The sequence below is a fragment of the Eubacterium sp. SB2 genome (assembly GCF_001244405.1).
Taxonomy (GTDB): domain Bacteria; phylum Bacillota; class Clostridia; order Lachnospirales; family Lachnospiraceae; genus Faecalicatena; species Faecalicatena contortus_B.
In genome coordinates, this window is the sequence record NZ_LN865153.1 from 636,967 (window position 1) to 661,163 (window position 24,197).

The following is a 24,197-nucleotide window of genomic DNA, read 5'->3' on the forward strand; positions in this document are numbered from 1 at the left end:
ATCCTTAACTATACGATGTACTAGTCGATTTCTACCCATTCATAACCAAGATAAGTAGTAAATGCCTCTTTCAATATTTCTTTCATATGTCCTGCGCCTATGGAAGTATGATGTTTAAATCCACCTCTGGCCAGCTTCATCAGCTTGTTCTGCAGATCAGGAATTTCCGCTACCCCGCCGCACCCGAAAAATGCATCTTCTATCGGGTCGTCTGTAAATCTGGCCTCGCTTGCATATACGATAATTTTCCCATCCCTGGTCTGGCAATTGGAAAGCGTAGTATCAAAGGCCCTGATCCGCCCCTCATTGCATCCCCAGCCGGATCCCGGATCGTTCTTTGCAAACATCTTGTGCTCGGTGACCGTCCCCTTTCCGGTCATCAGAGACTGCGCAACCGGCCCGCAGTGGAACAGAATCACCTTATTCTCATCTTCGCCATAATTATTATTCCAGTCCAGGACGGCCGTCGGCTGTTCACTCGCCAGGCTCATAGCCCGCATGGTCAGCGCCGAACACATATCAATTTCACAGGAGGCTGCAATTCCCCTGTCATTCAGTTCACTGAGCAATACGCACGGGCATACCCGCATCTCCGTCTCCATCTCGTTCCAGCAGCGCAGCGCCAGTGCATCCAGATGATATTCTTCAATGTACTGGTCAATCACTACCCCAATCTTCGCCAATGTCAGCATATTACTCTCCGGAACAAGGGAAAAATCACTGTAATTTTTCAGGCGCTCTATTTTGGCAGTAACTGCCTCATCATCGTCCGCCATACTTCTTACCTTGAAAAACACCTCGGATAAGTCAAACGACTCCACATTGATCCCGTATTTCTGCATTGCAATCTCATCGAACCGCACCGTCTTGAATGCCGTGGTCCTTGCCCCAATACAGCCAAGGTTAAACCGTTTCATGCCATTTACTACCCGGCAGACCGCAGCAAAATCCTTCAAATTTCCGGCAAATGCTTTCGACAGCGGATGAACGACATGGGGTTTCATCACCGTAAACGGCACGCCATACTGCGTAAAAACATCGGTTACGGAAAACTTGCCGCAATAAGCATCCCTTCTGTGCTGGAAATCCATTTTTCCAATTTCATCCGGATATGCCTGCATTAGAATCGGCACTCCCGCGTCCTGCAATGCGGTAATGGCTCCGTTCTCGTCCGCAAAAATGGGCATTGAGAATATCACGCCATCATACATTCCCTCATGTTCTTTCAGCCATTTTGCGTATAAAAGGCCCTCTTCCCTTGTCTCGACCCCGCCATACCGGGTCAGTTCTGCATCCATGGCTATGTAATCATATCCCGCATCCGTGACCGCTTTAATCATGTCTTCCCTTGCCTCATAAATCAGCTCGCCCGGCATAAATCCTCTGTTGCAGAAACACAGTGCAAATGTCATTTTTTTCATATTGTGAATCCTCCTTTGATTTTGTTCTAAAAAGTAGGTTTCGCCAACCCCTCAGAACAGCTCTTTTTTGTATAACAATTCAGGCAGGTCTGCGCATTTACTGCACAAACTGTAAGAAAACATAGTGGCTTCAGGCATCCAGTTTTTCGCCGTAGACCAATTTCAATGGCTTGGATGCATAATAGTTCAGTCCTTTCGTGAACTGTTAACTTTATATTTACCACTTTTACCTCAGTTCGGATTTAAACATTGTTTTCTATCTGTTATGAATCTATTTTATAAACTCCTTTTGTCGGATGATATAGGCATTTGTTCTTTTTACTTTGATTTTGTTCGTTTTACATGGTATTATACAAATAAACAGAAGTATATTTGCTGCCTTTCAGAACGTTCATAGTCACTCACACTTCAACAGGAGGTTTATTATGATTTCCACCTTTAATCTGCAAAAATTAAATTCTCTGCTGCAGGACTTTTACACGCTTACCCATATCCGCATCACAGTATTTGATGAGACCTTTCGTGAACTAACCGCTTATCCGGAGCAGATAGCCCCCTTCTGCCGGATTATCCGAACCGATGCCAGGGCCGCAGCAAATTGCAGGGAATGCGACCGCAATGCCTGCAAAACTGCCGTCGGAAGGCGCTCCGCATATACCTACCGGTGCCATGCCGGATTAACAGAAAGTATCATGCCCCTGTATTTAGGAAACATCCTGATCGGCTACCTCTTCTTCGGGCACGTATTCTCTTATACAGCACATGAAGAAGGCTGGAAAAACATCCAGAAACTATGCGGGACATATCATCTCGACTTTTCTGCGTTAAAAGCCGCATGTTATAAGCTTCCCATCATATCAGAGGACTTTATCATATCCGCCTCCCATATCTTACAGGCGGTTGCCTCATACCTCTGTCTGGAACGGATGGCCGTCATACGCCAAAAAGACCTGCCCGTACAGATCGATGAGTATATTGCGAACCACTATACCGAGGACCTGAATACGCAGATGCTCTGTGAACATTTTCAAATCGGGAAAACTACGCTTTATGAGATTGCAAAACAAAACTATGGGATTGGGATCGTAGATCATATCCGGTACCTGCGTATTGAAAAAGCAAAGGAGCTTCTTGTTGAGAAGCCTAAAATGCCGATAAGTGAAATCGCCTTTGCTTGCGGGTTTCATGATTATAACTACTTTATCACAGTCTTCAAACGGGTTACGGGGATGCCGCCAAAACAGTACCAAAAAAATCGGGATTTAGTCGGCTAGCTTTAGCCTGGTCGACGGATGGGGACGCTTTATGACAGGGAGGCCGGGGAGGCGCTGGGGCTGTATATGCCGTTGCGATATGCACCCATGCTGCTAAGTGATTCTAGAACACCCGATGCCGGATAGGCGGGTACGCTGAACACATCACGGGAAATCTGATGATTTCCCGCGCTGGGTTCAGCAACAACTTGATTTGGAGATCAAGTTGTTCCCCGCCTATCCGGCATCGGCTGTTCAAGAATCACTAAGCGCACTCCAGCATTTCGCAACGGCATATACAGCCCCAGCACCTCCCCGGCCTCCCTGTCATAAAGCTGGCTCATCCAATCGGCAGGAAAGCTCGCCAACCGGGTGGGATCCCGGACCAGGGCAGCGGATGTGGATTGGCTATGCGTGTCTTTTCATCTTCAAGATGTGTATTGAATTATTTTGATACTGGAACCGTATCCCTTTGCTTATGTACACCTACTGGGGACATAAAAGTCCCGCCAATTCTATATCCATACGCTGCCCCCGTTTGAGGCCCCACCTTAGGAACGAGTCCTTTTCCTGCCGGTTGGATGCGCCAGCTCCATGAAGGGATAGCCGAAAGCCTCCCGGAGAACATCCATGTCCTTTCAAAAACGCTCAAAGCGAACCTTAGAAATTCTTGGTGGGAAACAGCCCTGAAAATGGAGAGATTTTTGGATTCCGAATCCAAAAATCAGCTGACCCAGCGCGAGAAATCATCGGATTTCTCGTGATGTGTCAGTGGTGCTCCATTTTCAGGGCTGTTTCCCGCCTAGAATTTCTTAGGTCCGCGGCCGCGTTTTTGAAAGGACATGGATGTTCTCCGGGAGGCTTTCAGCTATCCCTTCATGGAGCGTCCCCATCCGCCCCGGGACTAAAGCCCGTTGCTAATTCCCGATTTTCTCTTTTCATCCGGCGGATCATGGAGTATAATGCATCTAAATACTTTTTAGGAGGCCTCAATATGTGCAGACCGGAATATGATCTGACCTACGATGATTTGAACCCCACGTTTTTGTTTTTTTGTGAACTTAAGCGCACGGAGTCTGAAAACAATTACCACTGTCATGAACACATCGAATTGTCGATTGTGAAGAAAGGACATTGTACTTTTTACATAGACGGCAAAGAATACCCGGTCAAACAGGGCGACCTGATCATCCTGAATCCGGGGGCCTACCATAAGAGCCTTTACACCTGCCCCGACGATAGTGCCGTTGAATATTATATTGCATTCTCGGATATTCATCTGCGGGATCTGCCTCCCAACACATTCCCACTCCCCGGGGGGAATGTGATTCTTCCCATGAAGGAAGTCATCCGGCAGGAGGTGTTCCGCATTTGTGCATCTATGGGGAAAGAGTTCCAGGCCTACCGTCCGGGGCGCTATTTTATGCTGAAAGCCTACCTCATCCAGCTGATTCTTCAGCTGCTCCGGGAGCAGAAGGAGGCGGCTGAGGGGATCAAGAATACGAAGGGATGTATCTTTGAATCACCGAATAAAAAATACGTTGTCAATCAGATGATCCGCTATTTTAATGAGCATTACCAGGAAAAGATTTCCCTGGACCGGATTGCCCGTAATATGTATCTGAGTACGTTTTACCTTTCTAAAATATTCAAAAGCGAGACCGGCGACACGCCCATCAATTATCTGATTGAGCTAAGGATGGAAAAAGCCCGGGAGCTTCTCGAAGCAGCTCCCGGACTCAGTATCCAGAATGTGGCGGAAATGGTGGGGTATGACGATGCTTACCACTTCAGCAAATTATTTAAAAAACATTATGGAGAACCGCCCACTAAGTATAAGCGGAGTTAGGAAGCCAAACGGCCATCACCGCTTCCTATTCTTCCGTTCCAATCTCCCGATACAGCATAACTGCCTCATAAGGCCGGAGCACGGAACGACTGCTCCGGGGATAGTTTGACAGGATGATTCTGCAGTCTCCCGGTATTTCCATTGGTATTTCTACATTCCCGGGATAATAGTTGCAGAACACGTAAAGTTCGCTGTCTGCATTGGCCCGCTTATAGGCCAGGATCTGCGGATGGTCTTCGAGAAGTGCTTCAAAGGTTCCGTCCGCAATGACCGGATAGGTTTTTCTTAGTTCTATAAGTTTTTTATAATATTGGAAGATAGAGTCTTCCCGGTTTCGGTCCAGTGTGTTGATCTCTTTATAATTCTGGATTACGGATATCCACGGGGTTCCATCGGTAAACCCTGCCTGTTCTGTGTCATCCCACTGCATCGGGGTGCGGGAGTTGTCCCTGGATTTTTTGCCCAGAATCTCGTAGATCTCCTGCTCGCTCTTGCCTTCCTGCTTCAGGATGTTGAAGTAATTCAGGGACTCTATATCCCGATACTGGCCGATCTCCGTGTATCCGGCATTGGTCATCCCGATCTCTTCCCCCTGGTAGATATAGGGGGTCCCCCGCAGTCCGTGTATGGTTGTGGCAAGCATTTTTGCGGATTCCAGGCGGTATTCTTTGTCATCCCCAATACGGGATACGATTCTTGGCTGGTCGTGATTGCACCAGAACAGCGCATTCCATCCTCCGCCTTTTTCCATCTCCCTCTGCCAGGTAAAAAGATTTTTCTTCAGATCGTGGAATCTAAAAGGCTCCACCGCCCATTTATTCCCGGACGGGTAATCTACTTTCAGATGGTGGAAGCTGAAGATCATGGACAGCTCCTCTGATTCCGGGTTGGAATAGCGGATGCTGTTTTCCAGGGTTGTAGACGACATCTCTCCAACCGTAACGATATCGTCGTATCTGCCGAATGTCTCCCGGTTCAGCTCATGAAGATACTCATGGATCTTCGCGCCGTCCGTGTAAAATGTATGCCCATCCCCAATCAGGTCGTCCTCGTATACCTCTGGTTTGGAAATCAGGTTGATCACGTCAAAACGGAACCCTTTTACCCCTTTGTCCATCCAGAAGCGTATGATATCATAGCATTCCCTTCGCACATTTGGGTTTTCCCAGTTCAAATCCGCCTGCGTCACATGGAAAAGATGCAGGTAATACTCGTCTGTCTCAGGCAGATAACTCCATGCATTCCCTCCGAACTTGGATACCCAGTTCGTAGGGGGCAGTCCGTTTTTTCCTTTTCTGATGATGAAGAAATCACGGTAATATGGATCTCCTTCCAGCGCTTTTTGGAACCATTCGTGGCGGGTGGAGCAGTGGTTGAACACCATGTCCATCATCAGATACATATTCCTCTTTCCCGCCTCGGCTACCAGGGTTTCAAATTCTTCCATCGTGCCGTAGCGGGGATCAATCCTGCGGTAATCCGCTATGTCGTACCCGTTATCATACTGGGGGGATACAAAAAAGGGCGTAATCCAGAGGTAGTCTGCTCCCAGCTCTGCCAGATAATCCAGACGGCTGATGATCCCTGCCAGGTCTCCAAAGCCATCCCCATTGGAATCCTGGAATGACTTTGGATAAATCTGATAAACGACTTTATTTCCTAAATTCATATATCTTCTCCTTCTCACAGTCTCCTGATCATAATGATTATCGATTCATAATCTTCATTTTAATTCATGTTCGTTTATGTTCATTGAAGTACTTCTTATTTATTTCCGTAATCTTTCAGTTTGGTCTTAGACAGTAGAATGGTAAATAAAAATGCCAGAACAATGTCAATCACAATACATACGATATAGATCAGCATCTTATCTCCGCGCATGGATAAAAATGCAGGGATACCGCCGACTCCGACGCTGTTTGCAATCACCCCAAATACGCGGGATATAATCCCCATGACGCCGCTTGCCAGCATAGCTCCGATAAATGGATATAAATATTTCAAATTTACACCGAACATTGCCGGCTCCGTAACTCCCAGGAACCCTGATACAAATGAGGGAATCCCCACTTCTTTGACCCTTGCGTCTTTTTTATGAAGAAATACAAAAGCCATAACTGCGGAGGCCTGTGCAATGTTGCTTAAAGCTACAACCGGGAATGTATAGATTCCGCCCATGGCCGCAACGGTCTGAAGATCGATCGGCAGCATAGAGTGGTGCAGCCCGGTAATCACCAGCAATGGATACAGGAGCCCGTAAATTCCGCTGAAGAGCCAGCTGAATGAGGAGCTGAACCCTGCCATGATAATGCTTGCAAGGCCGTCTCCGATCATCCTTCCGAACGGGCCGATTACGGTATGTGCCAAAAGCACCGCCGGTACAAGGGAACAGAACGGCACGACAATCATGGAGATCATTTCCGGCACACGTTTTTTCAGGAACCGGTAGAACACCGCGAAAACAAGGCCGACTAAGATGGCCGGTATGACCTGGGACTGGTATCCCACCATGTTGATGTGGAATGCCCCGAAGTCCCATGTTTTCACCGCTTCGCCGGCTTCCACAGCAGCAATGTAATCACTTGCCGACATCAACTGCGGGGAGACGAGTGTGATACCAAGCACGATGCCCAGCATCTGGTCCACATTCATCTTCTTACATACGGACCATGTGATACCCACCGGCAGGAATACGAATATGGCCTCGCCGATCAACCACAGGAAGTTGTAGATTCCCGCCCATATCTGGTACACTTCGGTGATGGATTTGGTGCCGTCCTCCAGAAGCTTGATATCACCGATGATATTCCGAAATCCCAGGATCAGACCGCCGACAATGATGGCCGGAATGATTGGCGCAAATATCTCCGCAAGGTTCGCAACGCCCCTCTGCAGAAGGTTCATCTTGCCTTTGGCCGCCGCTTTTACTTCCTGTTTATCTACGCCGTCCATCCTGCTGATTCTGGAAAACTCATCAAAGAAAACGGATACTTTGTTACCTATAATTACCTGGAACTGGCCTCCCTGTGTAAAACTTCCCTTTACAGAAGGCAATTCCTCGATCTTTTTTACATCTGCCTTTTTCTCATCTGCGAGAACAAAGCGCATTCTGGTGGCACAGTGGGTGAAAGAGACCACATTCTCTTTCCCTCCGATCAATTCTAACAGCTTTTCAGCGTCTTTTGAAAACTCAGCCATTCTCCCTATTCCTCCTATTTTGAAGTGAATCTCCTTTATTAACTTATACGTATATGTTAATATAAAGCTATCATATACGTATTTGTTAGTCAAGCATTTTAGAAAATAAAAATGGTGCCGCACTCATTTTTGGCACCATTCATAAATTTCTATTCTTTTCTTTGTGCAAATCCTACAAAGCGGAAGTGATCCGGTCTGTGTCTCGATTCGGTAAACTGGAACAAACAATGGTCCCGCATGTACGTATAACTTTTCACTACAACCACCAAGTTATATTCTCCCAGATCCAGATACTTTTTATCCTCATCATTTGCTGTTTCCACGGATATCTCTTTTGAGGCATAGCCTATCCGGATTCCCAGCTCCTTCTCCAGGTATGCATAAACAGAATCCCTGCAGGCCCTGAGAGGAAGGTTCGTCACCACGCTTCTTTTGAAATAATCATGGTCGATAATCACCCGTTCGCCTTCGATCTTCCGGATGCGCAGCAGCTCATAGACTTCTTTTTCCCTGTCATCCTCAAAAACTGCCATGATCTGCTTCTTATCCGTCAGAATCTCCAGGTTCTCCACCTCTGTCTCCGTCCGCCGCCCCAGATTTTCATTCAGCTCCTTAAAGCTGGCAATCTCAGCGAACGGAAACTTGTAGTCCTTTTTCTCAACAACAACCGCTGCCTTTCCTCTGGACTTCTGGATATACCCCTGGTTTTCCAGCATCCCTAGCGCCTTGCGCACCGTGTCCCTGGATACCATGTATTCCTGCATCAGCTCCCCTTCCGGGGGAATCAGCTGGCCTACGCCATATTCTCCAAGCTCAATCTGCTTTTTTAATGCACTGTAGACTTTTACGTATTTGCTTGCCATAAAGCAACATCCCAACTTTCCTATATGTTTATACTTATAAGTATAACTATTTTTTTTAAAAGGACAAGTAGGAATTATCACAATCCAAAAAAAAGCTCCAAATAGCCCACCCAAATACGCTGCCCCCGTCCATCACTCTCCCGTGAAGCCGCCCTCCCGCCCGGATGCGCCCAGCGTAGTGAAAGGCGAGTCTGGTTTCCTGCCGGGGAAGTGTATGCCATGTCAAAGTCCATAGAGTAAGCGTTAGAATCCGTTGGTGAAAAAGCAGGGAATATGGAGGGCAGAATTTGCCTTACCAGGCAAATTCTGTTGCCGCCGGCGGCGCGAATGCATCGGCATTCGGGCCAACTGCGGCAAGCACCCTCCATATTCCCTGCTTTTTCGCCTACGGATTCTTCGTGAACGGAAAGGACATTGACATGGCATACACTTCCCCGGCAGGGAACCAGACTCGCCTTTCACTCAGCGTCCCCCTTCACCTCATCCCGCACTTCCTTAAAGCACTTCACAATATAATCAATATCATCTTTCGTATGTCCCGCACTAACCTGTGTCCTGATCCGCGCCTTCCCCTTAGGCACAACCGGATAAGAAAATGCCACGACATAAATCCCTTTCTCCATCATCTTAGCAGCCATCTCCCCCGCCAGTTTCTCATCATAAAGCATCACCGGCACAATTGGATGCGTACTCTCGATAATATCGAACCCCGCCTCTGTCATCTCTTTTCTGTAATAGGCCGTGGTCTCTTCCAGGTGATCCCTCAGAGAAGTATCGCTCTCCAATATCCGGAACACTTCCAGGCTGGCCCTGGCAATAGCCGGTGCAAGCGTATTCGAAAAAAGATAAGGGCGGCTGCGCTGGCGCAGTAGGTCTATGATCTCTTTTCTTCCGGTGGTATACCCGCCGGATGCTCCGCCCAAAGCCTTTCCAAGGGTCCCTGTGATCACATCCACTCTGCCTTCGGTTCCACAGTGTTGTGCTGTCCCGCGCCCTGTCCTGCCCACAAAACCGGCCGAATGGCTGTCATCCACCATTACAAGCGCCTGATATTCGTCCGCCAGATCGCAGATCCCCTTCAGGTCCGCGATGATACCGTCCATGGAAAATACGCCGTCCGTGGCAATCAGTTTGATTCTTGCACCCGCTTCATCCGCCGCTTTCAGCTGTTCCCGCAGGTCTTCCATATCGTTGTTCTTATACCGGAACCGTTTTGCCTTGCACAGACGCACGCCGTCGATAATACTGGCGTGGTTCAGCTCATCACTGATCACCGCGTCATCCGCCGTCAGAATGGTCTCAAACAGCCCGCCGTTAGCATCAAAACAAGATGAATACAAAATTGTATCCTCCGTTCCGAAAAAGCGGCTGATGGCAGCCTCCAGTTCTTTGTGCACATCCTGCGTCCCGCAGATAAATCTTACAGAAGAAAGCCCATATCCCCTTTCCTCATAGGATTTGGCAGCAGCTGCCATGACCCTGGGGTCATTGGCAAGTCCAAGATAATTATTTGCACACATATTCAGAAGCTCCCGGCCGTCCTCCAGTTTTACTTTAGCCCCCTGCGGTGATGTGATCAGCTTTTCGCCCTTAAACAGGCCGGCTTCTTTTATAGCATCCACTTCTTTTTTATAGTATGCAAGAGCGTCCTCTCTTTTCATTTCAGTCTTCCTCCCAATATCAATATATTCTATACCGCTAAAACGTGTATAATCGTAACAGTTCATGCAAGAATGAACTGTTATTAAATGAGCATTCCCGCTTACCGGACAACCGGCAGGGCAAATGAATTGTCAGACACGCTCTAATACAAGGATGTCCAATCCAATACTACTTTGCCGGAATTTCCGCTGTTCATAACGGCAAATCCCTCTTCGTAGTCCTTAATATTGAACCTATGAGTAATAATTCGCTCAATATCCAGCCCGCTCTGAAGCATAGTATCCATCTTGTACCATGTCTCCCACATTTCTCTTCCGTAAATCCCCTTGATGGTCAGACCGTTGAAGATCACCTTGCTCCAGTCGATCTGGGCATTGGATTTCTGAAGTCCGAGAAGCGCAATCTTTCCGCCGTTTTTCATATTATTTACCATATCGTTAAAGCCGGCTTCATTTCCGGACATTTCCAGCCCCACATCGAAGCCTTCCTTCATCCCCAGCTCATACATCACGTCTTTCAGATTCTCTTTTGCGATATTGACGGCACGGGTGGCCCCCATTTCCCTGGCAAGCGCAAGACGGTATTCATTCACATCCGTAATCACCACATACCTGGCCCCCACATGCTTACTGATCGCAGCCGCCATAATGCCGATGGGGCCAGCCCCTGTTATCAGGACATCTTCGCCGATTTCGTTAAAGGACAGGGCCGTATGCACCGCATTCCCCAAAGGATCAAAGCAGGAATACAATTCTTCTTTGATCTGAGGAGAACACTTCCACACATTCGTTGCAGGGATTACAAGATACTCCGCAAACGCCCCGTTCCGGTTTACTCCAACTCCCTGCGTGTTCCTGCAGAGGTGGGGAAGTCCTGCCAGGCAGTTCCTGCATTTGCCGCAGACAATGTGGCCCTCCCCGGATACCTTTTCTCCGACATAGAATCCCTCTACATTTTCACCGGTTTCAACAATCTCGCCGACATACTCATGTCCTGCCGTCAGGCCGATGGGGATTGTCTCCTGCGCCCATTTGTTCCAGTTGTATATATGTACATCCGTTCCGCAGATGGAAGTTTTCAGGATCTTGATCTTTACCTCGTTCTTACCGACCTGCGGAATCTCCACGCGTCTCATCCAAAGCCCCGGTTCCGGTTTCTCCTTCACCAGCGCCCACATTGTATTCTGCTCTGCCATACCAACCACTCCTTTTCACCTCTGCCCCGGAGAGTGTTTCAAACCTCAATGCAGCAACATCCAGTTTCCTGCACTTTACACAGCTCCCGGCAGTGTATTCTATACCTAATTCTGCAGCTATGCTGCAGGCCAGCCCGCAGGGCATGAATTACGGGGTGCCCTTTGGGTATACCTTATTCCGCAGCTTGCTGCGGATCCGCCCGCAGGGCATGAATTACGGAGTACCCTGCGGGTATACATAATGCTTCTGTCTCAGGCCCATGATCTTAATCTTCCCCCAAAGCCCGGATGGAAGCGGTTCCTTGATCATCTCTCTCTCCCGCCAGTTAAAAAGCCTTTCTTTTCTGCACTGATCCAGCCCGCCGGTCGCATATGGCCACTGGGGGATCATCTTTTCGAGCTCTTTTTCCGGATACCCCGGATCTATCATCCTGTTAATCAATAGGTTTGCAGCGACAATTTCAATTTTGTTCTCTCCCGCCTGTAACAATCCGGTAATATCCGTCTGATAAGGACGCTTGATCAAGGTATCTGCCAGTTGACCATTCACATAGATTTCGGCTGTTTCCCCAACATGCTCAAGCTGCAGCAGAATCCTGTCCTGACCCGAAAATTTCTCCCACTGACCTTCCTCAATCCGGAACTCTTTCACATATTTGCCGCTTCCGGAATAATACTTAAGCTCCGGCTCCTGTTCCCAGCTTTCCAGCTGGTCATAGCTTCTCTGTACAGATCTCTCCGGTACTTCCAACGTCCATCCGCAGGAAATATCCAGAAGTCCGCTCTCCTCAGGCTTCGTCTCAGTCAGAGGCTGTTCCATCCCGCTGCCAAATACAAAGATCAGGGATTGAAATGCTTCCAGATATAATTTAACTTCTATTCCGTCCACCTCTTCCGATACAGACCGTATCGCTTTTTCCTGACCGCTCATGGGATCAAATACGCAGAATCCGTTCCTCTTATTTGTAAATTTAATAGTTTCTTCATAACCTTTTTTATTGATATTAGATATAAAATAAATATCCTCCGTCTCTGTTCTGCGATGCACATATCCCACCATATCAGGGTGCATTCCGATCCTGACATCCGGTACTTTCACCCTGCGCAGTTCCGCGATGAGGCTGCCATATTTATCTTCCGTAACCACCACTCTGCCGCAGCTTTGCAGTTCATGTCCAATCTTCAGGACCTCTTCTGTATTTTCCTCGTACCCAATGCGTCCGCAGGATTTCTTCGGAAGCCGGCCTGCTGCAATCACCTTACCGCCATGCTCCGCGAATTCCCGGATTCTTCTCATTGTACTGATCGGAATTCTGTCACATTCTATAAGGAGCAGGGTGTCGTACAGATATGCATCCCAATGTTCCAATACATCGTCATTTACATAGTCAAACCAGTAGCCCGCTTTATGGACCGCATCTACACAGGCCGCATCCAGTCTCTCATCCAGCTTCATGCACATATGCGTATCCGCAAGGGGGGTCTCTGCCCAGATATCATGCTGGGGCAGATAGACCGCCGTCGTAACAACTGGCTCGCCGCGCTGCATGAAGTCACATACCCGGTTGATATAAACGCTGATATTTTTATAGTATTTCCACCATGTATTGGTATGGTTGATGTTGGTAGATGCATAAAAAGCCAGCATCTCATCACCGTCCGCCCGGCTATAGCTATAGCCGTGATTGACAATCTGGTTGATTCCATCCAGGAATATGCTGTCTGCGGCCGCCTTGATATTCTCAAGTGATACCACAAAGCGCGGAAAACGGAGCCATGTGAAGGATTCATTGGATATAACCGGCCTGTGATATACATGGCCTGCGGAAACAGCCAGCCTTCTGTGCACCGTATTGACTTCATATCTGTCAAAGGCCGAGAAGGTCTCTCCCTCCGGTATATCTGCCGCGCCATATGCCTGCAGGATATCCCCCCAGGTTCCATGCGCCTGGATTCTGGAGAGCGCGCCTTTCTCATGGCACCAATCCGTCAGTTCCCGGAAGAAATTCTCCACCGTCAGCTCTGCCATGGTCTTCTGAAAATCATATCTTACCTGCTCTGTCATCCCGCGGATTTCTCCCCAGAGCGCATAGATATACGGCCTGAGTTCATATCCGCGCCTCTTTTTGAATTCTTCATAGAGAATATCCGTCCAGTTATGCCCGAATACTTCGATGGAATCACAGAAAAAGTTCCCGATCTTCCCCTCTCCCACTGCTTCCACAATCGGGTCTCCGCCGTATTCCAAAAATGCCCGCAGAGACTCTTTTCTGTTGTGGTCAATAATCAGCCCGTCACCTCCGCGCAGGGGTTTGAGCACCCGCTGTTTCTTATCACTGGAAACAAACAGTACGATCTTATGCAGTCCTTCCGGCACCTGGATCTCGCCAATCTCTGTTCCCCAGGGCCAGTTAAACAGGTACTTATCCACCACCCGCTCCGTAATATCCACAATGGTTTCCGGAAGCATACGGGCTCCTTCCATCTTGCCAAGCACGGCCCCGACTACTTTTCCATAGATAACCGTAGTCAGATCTTTATAAAAGGTGCAAGGCCCTTCTACATCAATCGTAAACGGCAGAACGCTCTGTCCGCTTAACTCTTCCTTAAGGAACGGGCCTCCAAAAGGCCAGGACGAACCAAGGGTCAGATCAAACTGCATGTCTCGCTTTGCCGCCTCATCCGCCGCAAACCGTATCATATCCATAAATCCCGGCGACAGATATTCGTAATTATGTATGCCTTTCTCCTCATCATCCGGCTGCAGTGGATAAAGTATCTGAAGCTCCACTCCGCCAATCCGGGCCTCCTGCATCAGATCCAGTTCCCGTACAATTTCTTCTTTATCTGCCGCACAGCCGTACCACCACCATCGCGTCCTGCCCCTTGTCTCGCTGCGGGGATGGCACAGCTGGTCTCTAATCTCCTTTTTATTCAATGATTCAACCTCCCTGCCTGTTTCATAACTTCCTGCAGCCTGCTGATATAGTATCTGTAATGATCCAGAGAAGTAGAAGGCGCCACCTGATGGTCGGCCCCGGGTATATACCCGCCCTGCCTGATCACCGGCAGAATCCGTTCGAATTCCCTGTCTATTGCCTCCGGCCCTTCTGCAATGCAGAGCTTATTAAAACCGCCCACGAACTTCAGGTTTGGGAAGCTGCCGCGCACAGCAGCAATATCCATGCCCGCGTTCACATCCATGGGAAGAAATCCGTCTACACCTGCGTCAATGAATTCAGGAATCAGCTTCATAAAATCCCCGTCCGTATCCACAAACACATTGCCGCAGCCGTGTTTTTTCAACAAAGGAATTAATTTTCTGTAATAATTACCCACAAACTCCCTGAAACAGTCCGGCGATATCATCGGGCCGTTCTTCCCGCTCAGGTCTTCCTGAATATAGATCAGATCGGGCTGTATCACAGACAGCACTTTTGGAAGATATGTTTCATATATCTCCAGGGTAAAACTGTTAATTTCATGAATGAGTTCCGGTTCGTCATAAAAAGCATACAGATGCTCTTCCACGCCCAGCAGTTCCCGGGGTACCCAGAAAAAGCCCTCTATATTCATGCGCACAGAATAATCCCCGTCTTTATGCCCTTTTGCAAGGCTTCCATATACCTTGCCTATGTTTTCATCGGTAAACCAGCGCGCGACTTCTTTTTCAGAGGTCTCCCGAACCGCCTCCCAATCGCTTGAGGACGCAATCCGCAGTCCGGAATCACCGCCATGGGGAAGCAGAAACTTCGCCCGCCTGACCGGATCAAACCCGAGATAAGATTCGTACGCCAGCACCGGCTCTCCAAAACTCACTTTAAAATACTTTTCACAGGCTTCCTCTTCCTGCTGTATAAGCCCTTTCCAGATTGCTTCGGGAAGGCCCTCCCCGTGAAATCTGCCGACAGTCAGATCCCATGGATAGAATGTCTCCTCCACAGATCCGCGCCCCTGGGGCCGGCCGAAATTCAAAGTTGCCTGTTCTCTCTCTCGATTTGTCATAGATTCCCTCTCTAAATACCGTTACCTCGCCTGCAGCGCCTGCTCCAGATCCTCGATCAGCACATCTGCGCCTTCCAGCCCGCAATGAATGCGGATCAGACCGCTGTCATGTGCATGCAGATTTAAAAATTCCAATTCTTCCTGGCTGTAGTGCAGCAGAGGGCACAGCGCCAGACTCTCAAACCCGCCCCAGGAACATCCGATCTCAAATACCCTCAGACGGTTGACTGTCTCCGCCGCCTTTTCGGGCGCCTCCCTCAGTACAAAACTCATAAGGCCTGTGTGTCCCGTCTGCTGCCTTTGAATCAGTTCAGCCTGCGGATGCGACGCCAGTCCCGTATAATATACTTTTTCTACCTTCGGATGCTTCTCCAGATACTGAGCCACAGCCATGGCGGTCCTCTGGTGTTCTTCCACCCTCACCTGCAGAGTACGCAGCCCGCGAATCCCCAGCCACGCCTCCATCGGCCCGAGAATGCCCCCGAAAAGCGCTCTGACGGTTTCCTTCAGATATTTCCCCAAATTCTCATCTTTTACAACGAGGATACCTCCGATAATATCACTGTGCCCGCCAATGTATTTTGACATCGTATGCATCACGATATCAATGCCCATTGTCAGCGGTTTCTGAAACAGCGGCGTACAGAATGTATTATCAATATAAGTTCTGATTCCATGTGCCCTGGCGATTTCCGCCGTCTTCGCTATATCTGTTACCGTAAATACAAAGGTTGCCGGGCTTTCCAGCAGAATCATATCCGTATTGTCCTGAATCATCCCCTCCAGCACATCCATATCGGTTCCGTCCCAGTACGAAACCGACATGCCCATGCGCGGGATAAAATAGGTGTTCAGTATATTTTTTACCGGCTGGTAGACATCCCGCATACATATAATATGGCTGCCTGCACGGCACACGGCCAGGATTGCCGCCGATGCCGCCGCCATTCCGCTGGAAAATGCAATCCCTCTGCTGCCCTGCTCCAGGGCAGCCACCTTTTCTTCCAGGATGTTCACCGTTGGATTCGCCGCCCTGCCGTAAACATAGGCCTCGTTCTCCCCATGAGCCGCATAGGATTCCAGGCTGTCAAATATATGCAGAGAATTCATAAAGACCGGAGGAACCACCGCATTTAAATACTGGCTCTGGTCTTCCCCCAGATGTGTCACTGCCAATCTGTCTTCTCTCATAGATTCCACCTATTCTTTCACGGCTCCGGCCGTCATACCTTCCACAATAAATTTCTGCATGGCCGCAAACATGACCGCAGTAGGAAGCAGCGCCATAACACCGCCGGCCATCAAAAGGCCCCATTCTACATTGTATTTTCCGATCAACGTCTTCAATCCCACCGGAATCGTCCACATCTCCGGGGTGCTGATAAAGATAGAACCGGCAATCAGCTCGTTCCATGCTCCGATGAATCCGAATACAAATACGGACACAATTCCCGGGAACATGATTGGAAATACAATCTTAAACAGCGACTGCATCTTTGTGCATCCGTCTACTCTGGCGGCTTCCTCCAGGGTTACCGGTATCCGTTCAAAGAAACTCCGCATCGTAATGACACAGAACGGAAGATTCGCCGTCACGTAAAAGATAAACAATCCAATATGGGTATTGATCAGCCCCATCTTTGAGAAAATGATGTACAGCGGGATTATAACCAGAATCCCGGGGATCATCTGTGTTACCAGGAAAAAGAGGATGACTGTCTGTTTTCCTTTAAACTTATAACGAGCCAGTGAATATCCGCCCAACATGGAAAATACAGTTACGACCAGTGCGGAAGCCACAGATACCAGGAGGCTGTTTTTCAGCAGAACACCATAGTTAAACTGCTCAAACAGATCCGTATAGTTTTTCCACGTAAATGCCTTTGGAAAATAGGTGATGTTATTCAGGTCCAGTATTTCGCCGCTGGATTTAAAGGAGGTAACTACGATCCAGTAAATGGGCAGCACAACCAGTAAAAAGAAGAAAATTAAAATCAATACACGTATGGTTCCGCCAATTGCATTCTTTGTTTTTCTGCTCATTTAAAAATCACCTGCCTTATCATATTTGGTAACCTTGAGGAATACCATCGCATAGATTCCCAGTATCAGCATCAGAATCACACCCAGCGCCGCCGCAAATCCAAAGTCATAGGATCCAAACGCCTTTGAATACATGTACGCCGGAAGCGTCTGCGAGGTGTTTGCGGGTCCGCCGTCCGTGATAATCACCACCAGGTCCAGGGAATTGAAGATCCAGATCGTCCGCAAAAGAACCGTCGTAATCAGTGTTGGCTTTATGTATGGGAGCGTAATCTGGAAAAACTGCCGTATCGTCCCGCAGCCGTCTACATCCGCCGCCTCATATACATCGGAAGGGATCGACTGCAGCGCCGCCAGTATCATAATGGCAAAGAACGGAATTCCCATCCAGATCATGGCCATAATGACAACCGCCAATGAGAATCCCGGCGTGCCCAGCCATGCGATGTTATGATCGGTCAAGCCGAATTTCATGAGAAGGTTATTCACAACACCATATTCCCCATTAAAGGACCAGCGGAAGATCAGGCCGACTACAAACCCTGAAAAAGCCCAGGGAAGAAATACGATGGACTGGTAAATCCCTCTGCCGCGGAACTGTTTTTTCAGCGCCAGCGCCAGCATCATCCCAAGCAGGAACTGCCCGAGAACGGATACAATCACATATATGAAGGAATTTTTCAGGATCATCATGCTGTCCGGATCACCAAACAACTTGGCAAAGTTCTCAAGCCCGTTAAACTGGATATCATTTGGCGCAGTCAGCTTATAATTTTGAAACGCCATAATAATACTGTTAATCAGCGGATAGCCAAACAGCAGAAGCAAAATAACTAGTACTGGAAGTAAAAATAACCACGGTTCCATTTTCTTTTTCATGCAGGTATCACTCTCCTTTGTCGGTTCGTTTTCATGTATGCCCCGATACTCCCGCTGCGAGGCGCAGCCCAAATGGTTTTAACTATGAAGCTAAAACAGGGGGATTAATGTTTTTAAGTTTCCACATTAAATCCCCCTTTTAACTCTTATCTGTAACAGTTCAGGCAGGCCTGAGCTGTTACTCATATCTCACTTTACGATTAATTATTTCCTTTCCAATGCCTACTGCATCGTCTTGGGTGATTCAATCGTAGATCCTTCATTATCTGCCAGGTATTGTTTCATTCTGGTTGTAAGCTCATCTCCGATGTGGTTCAGCACATCTTCTGCTGACTGCTGTCCAAGCAGGTACTTCTGCAGTTCAGTATGGAACATATCCTGGTGCAGGTCTGTATAGTTGAATGGGCCATACATCGGCGGAACTGTAAAGTTCGGGTCATTCAGCTCGTCTAAGAATACTGCATAAGGTCCGTCTTCACCATATGTATCATCGTCGCCGACATCATTTTTGATCGGAATCAGGCCGCCCATCTTGCAGTACTCAATGTTATTGTCAGGTCTAACCAGGAAATCAATCAGTTCCAGCGCCTCATCCGGATATTCAGAGGTCTTTGCAATCGTGTAGGAATATGGGCTTCCTGCTGTGTTCATCATCTTTCCGTCTACGGTTGATACCGGCATCGGAAGTACGCCCCACTGTTCCGGATCCATCTTCTCTTCACAAGCCATTGCCACTTCTGAGTCATTGGAAATTGTACCTGTCAGGCCGCCGGTAAAGTTATCGACCATCTCAACAAATCCCCAGTTAACAGAATCTTCCGGCACATAGCCGTCTGTATAGATCTCACACCATTTTTCTACTGCTTCTACGCATTCTGGTGTGTTCAGTATGAAGTTTCCTTCCTCATCGTATACATAACCGCCCGTAAATGACTGTAAGTAAGCAAGCAACGGATCAAATGCGCCCCTGGCGCCTCTGAAAGAGTTGCCATAACGCTTCTGGTCTTTGTCCGTCAGAGCCTTGATCAGATCAAAATATGCATCGTATGTCCACTTATCCCCTGTTGGGATCTCATATCCAATCTCTTTTACCCAGTCTTTTCTGTAGAAGATACCCTTAACCATAAAACCGTCCGGTACGGAGTATACATGTCCGTATCTCTCTTTTTCCTGCGCCCAGTTGATCTTCTGTACTGCCTCTACGAACTGGTCGCCGTTTTCCTCTACATAATCATCAATCGGAATTACCCAGTCAGCTTCGGTGAACTGTCCCAGCCAGAGCGGGTGTGTTGTAATAACATCCGGCAGCTGTCCGGATGTTCCAAGCACGGTCAGTTTATCTGCCGCATCATCCCACGGAACACTCTCATACTTAACCGTAATGCCTTTCTCCTCTTTGAACTTCTCAAATACGCCTTCGTAATACTTCTGACGCTGAGGGCTGGGGCTGACATCGATGAAACGCAGTGTTACTTCCGATTCTGTTTTTGCCGTATCTGAGTCGGTCTTTTCCTTCTTCTCGGATGAACCGCATCCTGCAAGCAGACCGCCTACCATTACCGCTGCCATGAGTGCCGCCAATAATCTCTTTTTCATACTTTCCTCTCCTTTTTCTGTTTTTTCAGACCACAATACCAAATGATCCGAACTCTTTTCCTTTTTTGTAACACTTCTCCCTTACCTGGTCCTGCCGGTCACTGGTGTGAGGTATTTCCGGTCTGACCACTTATGCAATTATACTAACATCTAACCAATTAATTGTCAATAAATTTGTAATTTTTATACTTTTTATCTAATTTATCTGCATCATTTTTGGTTATTTTTTATCACTCATCTTCTAAAATGCGCTTGACAACCCTGTTTAATTTTTATATTCTTAGCTTAATATACTTCCCCTTATCTGCTCTCACTTCTTAAGTTTTTTAGCACTGCTATTTTCCAAATTTCAGAAAGGAGCAGGCAATACACAGTTTTTACTGTCTATTGCTTAATAAAAGATGAGTAAAAAATACACTGCCACAAGGCGATGCTACCTGATTGACCATCATTCTCCGCAGCCCCCCGATGTTTTACTTAACCATCTGGATATCAAAGAATACGAGGATTTTTTTGAGACTGCACATATAGACTCTCTTATGGTATACTGCAAGGACCACTGGGGGGTAACTTATTATCCAAGTAATATCAAAGGAGCCCAGAAGCATCAAGGGATCAAAGGAGACTGGATCCGCGAGGTCAGTACTCTTTTGAAAGAAAAAGACATTGAATTTGTCGCCTACTATTGTATTGAATATGATGAGGGTGCTGCCCGAAGATTTCCAGAATGGCGTGTAAGGCAGCCGGACGGCTCTCCGCTGATCCGGGACGATGAATTCGCCAAATGGAGCCTCTGCTGCTATCAGACCGGGTACAGAGAATACTGCCTCGCGCAGCTGGAAGAAATCGTTAAAAATTACACACCGGACGCTCTGTTTCTCGATATTTTCGGCGCTTCACTCTGTTATTGTGATGCCTGCCGCAGTAAATTTGCTTCTGTTTACCACTATCCGCTTCCTGAAACCACCGAAGATATTCTGGCACACAAGGCCGATATCGTACAGTTTTTAAATCAAAACGCAAAAGATTTTCTGGAGGAACTAAAGCAGCGGGTTAAGGCCATTGATCCGGGACTTGCTGTTACGATCAATTTTTCCTGCCACTATCCGCAGGAAATCCGTGACATGCTGGACTATCAGTTTTCCGAGCCTCTGCTCAAGGACAACTGGTTTTCCTCCGCCTACGCGAGGGACACTGCCATCGGACAGTATCCGATCCTGGTGCCCGGGGAAGCGTCCCAGGTCTACAACTACAGTTCCGTTAACGAATACATCTGTGACCTTTCTTCGATCGCAGCCCAGGGCTGCCGCGTCGGAATGTACAGCGGCTCCCAGCACATTGACGGCACCCTGGATTTTGAGGAAGCCCGCCGCCTGGGAAAAGCATTTACCGAGATCGAAAAAATGGAGCCCTATCTGACGGGACGCAGCCCTGTTAAGTGTGCCGGCATCCTGCAGAGCGATCTGTCCATGACCGTGAACCTGCCCGCGCTTCATCCGGATGCCATTATCCGCATGAAGCGGCACAACCCGCACCAGAATGCCGTACTGGGTGCAATGCAGTTGTGCGAACATGCCAAGGTTCCCTACATGGTTCTGCCGGAGCGGACATTAACCCCGTCACTCCTGGCGCAGTACGATGTGCTTCTCTTGCCGGAAGTTTACGTCATAGAAGAAGACACCGCCGCACTGTTAAAAGAGTATGTGGCAAACGGCGGCCTTCTCATCAGTTCAGGCCAAAGCGGCCTCTGGAACGCCGATTCCACGAAGCGTCCCGCATCCTCCATCAGTGAGCTGTTTGGAACGGGAAATGCTGCTATTAATACCGAATATACCGCGAACCGCTGGTCCGCTTACCTGAAAAACACAGAAACCAGAAGTTTTTCGGGCCTGCTGTCCTGCACCACTCCACCGGTGAGCGAACACTTTATAGAAACAGAACCGGCTGCAGCAGCAGAGACACTTTTAACTTTCGTGCTCCCCTGTGTTGCCTGTGACGCAGAACACTGGGTAAACTGGTGGAGCCCGCCGCCGGGAAAAGATGCAGGACTTCCGGCCCTGCTCTGCAACAGCATAGAGAAAGGCCGAACCTACTACATGGCCTTTGACTTTTTCACCATGGCATCCCTGGAGAGCTTCCAATATCCACATGAACTATTCCGGGATCTTCTGGAAATGGAAGAAATCACCCCCGCAGTCCGGAACCGAACTGACCTCCCCGAGGTCATAAGGACCGCTTATTTCGAGACCAAAGACAGCTGGATCATCCACCAGATTTCCATGGTTCCCAAGCGTTTCCACGGGGATGCCTATCCCTTAAGCGGAGGAACCCTTGAGATCACACAGCCTGTTGGACAGATCGAAATGGTATATCCTGAGACCCGGATTCTGGAAACAGAAAAACAGGATGGAAAAACAATCGTCAAACTTCCAGAATTCACCCTTCAGCAGATCATTATATGCGGGAAGGGGGGCAAAGGAGTGAGTGCGTAGGGGGGGACGCGAAATAAAGGGATGGCCGCAATCCTCCCAAGTGCACACATGCCGTTTTGATGCGCGGACACGGACCTAAGAAATTCTAGGAAGCCGCCAGCCAAAAAAGCAGGGCACATGCGGCACATCACGAGAAATCGGATGATTTCTCGCGCTGGGCCGCATGATTTTGTGATTTGGTGATCACAAAATCTCCCTGCTTTTTTGGCTGTCGGATTCCAAGAATTTCTAAGGTCCGCTTTAGCGCTTCAAAACGGCATGTGTGCACTTGGGAGGATTGCGGCCATCCCTTCATTTCGCTGGTGCATCCAGACGGCAGGGATAACTCGTTTGCCGGGGGCTTCTTTACGGGGGCAGTGGATGGATTCGTTTTTTTTGGGGTGCGTAGCCCCGGTTGTAAAAGATTCTCCCATTATGCTCCCCTGGCGCCCCTCCCCCTACCGGCTCGTTCCACCCAGGAGGCACCTAGCCTGTCGGGAGCGGGACTTCTGCCGCGGCCCGGGAAACTTCTGTGTCCCTTTCCGGATGCATAGAGTGCGCCGTAGGCTCTCTTAATAAAAACTACATCCGATTGGGAGGCTAAATGCTGCTTCCGAAGCAGCATTTAAGGCGGCCTGAGCCGCGCAATTCATCAGAATTGCGGGGTGAATGCCGCCGGTGCCTCCCAATCGGATGTAGTTTTTATTTAGAGAGCCTAGGCAAACGGCCCGCAGCCGGAAAGGGACACAGAAGTTTCCCGGGCCGCGGCAGAAGTCCCGCTCCCGACAGGCGACCTCCCCCCCCTTAAACCGCCTTCTTCCGATACCTTAGCGGTGTTGTCCCCACGCATTGTTTGAAGTTTTGGATATAGATATTTACATTTTTATATCCCGTCATGTCTGCGATCTGGCCCACGGAATAGGCCGTTTCTTTTAACAGCCGCTTGGATTCATTGATACGGCAGCATTTCAGATACTCATAGGGGGATATCCCCGTTGCTTTCTTGAAGACTCTTATAAAATAATACTTGCTCATGGATACTTTATCTGCCAGTAGATCTACTGTCAGGTCTTCCTGATAATGTTCCTGTATATAATCGGTTATTTCCATAATCGCTTTTCTGTGAAGGATATATGCTTTATCCTGTTTGGGATTCAGCTGTTCTACCAGAAGTTCTGCAAAAATATTTTCCATGGTACTGGCTGTCCTGATGTCCGCGGATCCTCCGCTCTTGGCCGCCCAGCTCTTTAGTTCTTTCAGGAGTTCATTCATCCTGATGGGATCCGAAATATTCAGAAATACTGCTCCCTGGGTTCGCAGCATCTCATAGTATTTATCGGCGGAGCTGCCATAAAAATGGATATATTTGAATTCCCAATCCTCAGACTCTGTGCGGTAAAACTGATGTTCGCTGCAGCTGATCAGCGCCGCAGTATCCTTCGTCAGAAAATATTCCCGCTCCTGATATTCCAGATACCCCTGACCGGATAAAGTAAATAAAAGCAGATAGGTATCGAGCCCTTCTCTGTCGGTGTAGTATCCCGGATATGCATGGTAATGCCCCAGCGAATCCACATGAAAATTCAGGTTCTTTGCAATCGCGCCAGACGTATGCCTCACATCGTAGGAATCTCCCGACAATGCATAATGATATTGTAGTTTCATCCCGTCTCCTTTATAGCAATTTTCCTATATTTTAAAGCAACAATCCAAAACATTTCCTTTGTTATAGATGATAATATTATATAAAATGATAGTGCAT

The 24,197-nt window shown here is 48.3% G+C and carries 16 protein-coding genes; 3 read left to right on the top strand and 13 right to left on the bottom strand.

Annotation, left to right across the window (positions count from 1 at the left end; genetic code table 11):
• Positions 1 to 20 precede the first annotated feature (20 nt).
• Complete coding sequence (locus BN1938_RS15295) at positions 21 to 1,421, bottom strand: L-fucose/L-arabinose isomerase family protein (RefSeq protein WP_242843868.1); 1,401 nt, start codon at positions 1,419 to 1,421, stop codon at positions 21 to 23.
• A 425-nt stretch (positions 1,422 to 1,846) separates the two neighbouring features.
• On the opposite strand from BN1938_RS15295, the gene BN1938_RS15300 reads away from it, so the two are divergent.
• Positions 1,847 to 2,695 carry a PocR ligand-binding domain-containing protein gene (locus BN1938_RS15300; protein ID WP_050641425.1) on the top strand — a complete coding sequence of 283 codons (849 nt, stop codon included), beginning with the start codon at positions 1,847 to 1,849 and terminating at the stop codon, positions 2,693 to 2,695.
• Positions 2,696 to 3,668: 973 nt separating this feature from the next.
• Positions 3,669 to 4,523, top strand: a complete 855-nt coding sequence (locus BN1938_RS15305; protein ID WP_050641426.1) for an AraC family transcriptional regulator — start codon at positions 3,669 to 3,671, stop codon at positions 4,521 to 4,523.
• A 25-nt stretch (positions 4,524 to 4,548) separates the two neighbouring features.
• Here BN1938_RS15305 and treC read toward each other — a convergent pair whose 3' ends face one another.
• The 11 genes from treC to BN1938_RS15360 all read right to left on the bottom strand — a co-directional run bounded on the left by treC (position 4,549) and on the right by BN1938_RS15360 (position 19,964).
• A complete protein-coding gene (gene treC / locus BN1938_RS15310; protein ID WP_050641427.1) occupies positions 4,549 to 6,192 on the bottom strand; it encodes an alpha,alpha-phosphotrehalase in 1,644 nt (547 codons plus the stop codon).
• A gap of 95 nt (positions 6,193 to 6,287) precedes the next feature.
• Positions 6,288 to 7,721, bottom strand: a complete 1,434-nt coding sequence (gene treP / locus BN1938_RS15315; RefSeq protein WP_050641428.1) for a PTS system trehalose-specific EIIBC component — start codon at positions 7,719 to 7,721, stop codon at positions 6,288 to 6,290.
• 149 nt (positions 7,722 to 7,870) lie between these two features.
• Positions 7,871 to 8,584 (bottom strand): trehalose operon repressor, encoded by a 714-nt coding sequence (gene treR / locus BN1938_RS15320; RefSeq protein WP_050641429.1) that lies wholly within the window; start codon positions 8,582 to 8,584, stop codon positions 7,871 to 7,873.
• A gap of 458 nt (positions 8,585 to 9,042) precedes the next feature.
• Entirely contained in the window at positions 9,043 to 10,245 is a 1,203-nt protein-coding gene (locus BN1938_RS15325; protein WP_050641430.1) for a glycine C-acetyltransferase, read from the bottom strand.
• A gap of 143 nt (positions 10,246 to 10,388) precedes the next feature.
• On the bottom strand, positions 10,389 to 11,423 hold the full coding sequence (gene tdh / locus BN1938_RS15330; RefSeq protein ID WP_197278224.1) for an L-threonine 3-dehydrogenase: 1,035 nt from the start codon (positions 11,421 to 11,423) through the stop codon (positions 10,389 to 10,391).
• A 232-nt stretch (positions 11,424 to 11,655) separates the two neighbouring features.
• Positions 11,656 to 14,379 (bottom strand): glycosyl hydrolase, encoded by a 2,724-nt coding sequence (locus tag BN1938_RS15335; RefSeq protein WP_242843869.1) that lies wholly within the window; start codon positions 14,377 to 14,379, stop codon positions 11,656 to 11,658.
• On the bottom strand, positions 14,376 to 15,446 hold the full coding sequence (locus BN1938_RS15340; protein ID WP_050641432.1) for a uroporphyrinogen decarboxylase family protein: 1,071 nt from the start codon (positions 15,444 to 15,446) through the stop codon (positions 14,376 to 14,378). Before BN1938_RS15340 ends, BN1938_RS15335 begins: the two co-directional genes overlap by 4 nt.
• Before the next feature lie 21 nt (positions 15,447 to 15,467).
• Complete coding sequence (locus BN1938_RS15345) at positions 15,468 to 16,637, bottom strand: trans-sulfuration enzyme family protein (protein WP_050641433.1); 1,170 nt, start codon at positions 16,635 to 16,637, stop codon at positions 15,468 to 15,470.
• Between the two features lie 9 nt (positions 16,638 to 16,646).
• Positions 16,647 to 17,489: a carbohydrate ABC transporter permease gene (locus tag BN1938_RS15350; protein WP_050641434.1), complete on the bottom strand. Its 843-nt coding sequence runs from the start codon at positions 17,487 to 17,489 to the stop codon at positions 16,647 to 16,649.
• Positions 17,490 to 18,368, bottom strand: coding sequence for a carbohydrate ABC transporter permease (locus BN1938_RS15355; RefSeq protein ID WP_050641435.1), 879 nt, complete (start codon positions 18,366 to 18,368; stop codon positions 17,490 to 17,492).
• A 222-nt stretch (positions 18,369 to 18,590) separates the two neighbouring features.
• Positions 18,591 to 19,964, bottom strand: a complete 1,374-nt coding sequence (locus BN1938_RS15360; RefSeq protein ID WP_050641436.1) for an ABC transporter substrate-binding protein — start codon at positions 19,962 to 19,964, stop codon at positions 18,591 to 18,593.
• A gap of 401 nt (positions 19,965 to 20,365) precedes the next feature.
• Here BN1938_RS15360 and BN1938_RS15365 point away from each other — a divergent pair, with 401 nt between their 5' ends.
• Positions 20,366 to 22,456 (top strand): alpha-amylase family protein, encoded by a 2,091-nt coding sequence (locus BN1938_RS15365; protein WP_050641437.1) that lies wholly within the window; start codon positions 20,366 to 20,368, stop codon positions 22,454 to 22,456.
• Positions 22,457 to 23,239: 783 nt separating this feature from the next.
• On the opposite strand, the gene BN1938_RS15370 is transcribed toward BN1938_RS15365, so the two are convergent.
• Positions 23,240 to 24,100 (bottom strand): AraC family transcriptional regulator, encoded by an 861-nt coding sequence (locus BN1938_RS15370; RefSeq protein WP_050641438.1) that lies wholly within the window; start codon positions 24,098 to 24,100, stop codon positions 23,240 to 23,242.
• Positions 24,101 to 24,197: the final 97 nt, after the last annotated feature.

Bases quoted from the DNA above. Each gene is read 5' to 3' on its own strand.
- BN1938_RS15295 (WP_242843868.1), bottom strand. From the start codon at position 1,421: ATGAAAAAAATGACATTTGCACTGTGTTTCTGCAACAGAGGATTTATG.
- BN1938_RS15300 (WP_050641425.1), top strand. From the start codon at position 1,847: ATGATTTCCACCTTTAATCTGCAAAAATTAAATTCTCTGCTGCAGGAC.
- BN1938_RS15305 (WP_050641426.1), top strand. From the start codon at position 3,669: ATGTGCAGACCGGAATATGATCTGACCTACGATGATTTGAACCCCACG.
- treC (WP_050641427.1), bottom strand. From the start codon at position 6,192: ATGAATTTAGGAAATAAAGTCGTTTATCAGATTTATCCAAAGTCATTC.
- treP (WP_050641428.1), bottom strand. From the start codon at position 7,721: ATGGCTGAGTTTTCAAAAGACGCTGAAAAGCTGTTAGAATTGATCGGA.
- treR (WP_050641429.1), bottom strand. From the start codon at position 8,584: ATGGCAAGCAAATACGTAAAAGTCTACAGTGCATTAAAAAAGCAGATT.
- BN1938_RS15325 (WP_050641430.1), bottom strand. From the start codon at position 10,245: ATGAAAAGAGAGGACGCTCTTGCATACTATAAAAAAGAAGTGGATGCT.
- tdh (WP_197278224.1), bottom strand. From the start codon at position 11,423: ATGTGGGCGCTGGTGAAGGAGAAACCGGAACCGGGGCTTTGGATGAGA.
- BN1938_RS15340 (WP_050641432.1), bottom strand. From the start codon at position 15,446: ATGACAAATCGAGAGAGAGAACAGGCAACTTTGAATTTCGGCCGGCCC.
- BN1938_RS15345 (WP_050641433.1), bottom strand. From the start codon at position 16,637: ATGAGAGAAGACAGATTGGCAGTGACACATCTGGGGGAAGACCAGAGC.
- BN1938_RS15350 (WP_050641434.1), bottom strand. From the start codon at position 17,489: ATGAGCAGAAAAACAAAGAATGCAATTGGCGGAACCATACGTGTATTG.
- BN1938_RS15355 (WP_050641435.1), bottom strand. From the start codon at position 18,368: ATGAAAAAGAAAATGGAACCGTGGTTATTTTTACTTCCAGTACTAGTT.
- BN1938_RS15360 (WP_050641436.1), bottom strand. From the start codon at position 19,964: ATGAAAAAGAGATTATTGGCGGCACTCATGGCAGCGGTAATGGTAGGC.
- BN1938_RS15365 (WP_050641437.1), top strand. From the start codon at position 20,366: ATGAGTAAAAAATACACTGCCACAAGGCGATGCTACCTGATTGACCAT.
- BN1938_RS15370 (WP_050641438.1), bottom strand. From the start codon at position 24,100: ATGAAACTACAATATCATTATGCATTGTCGGGAGATTCCTACGATGTG.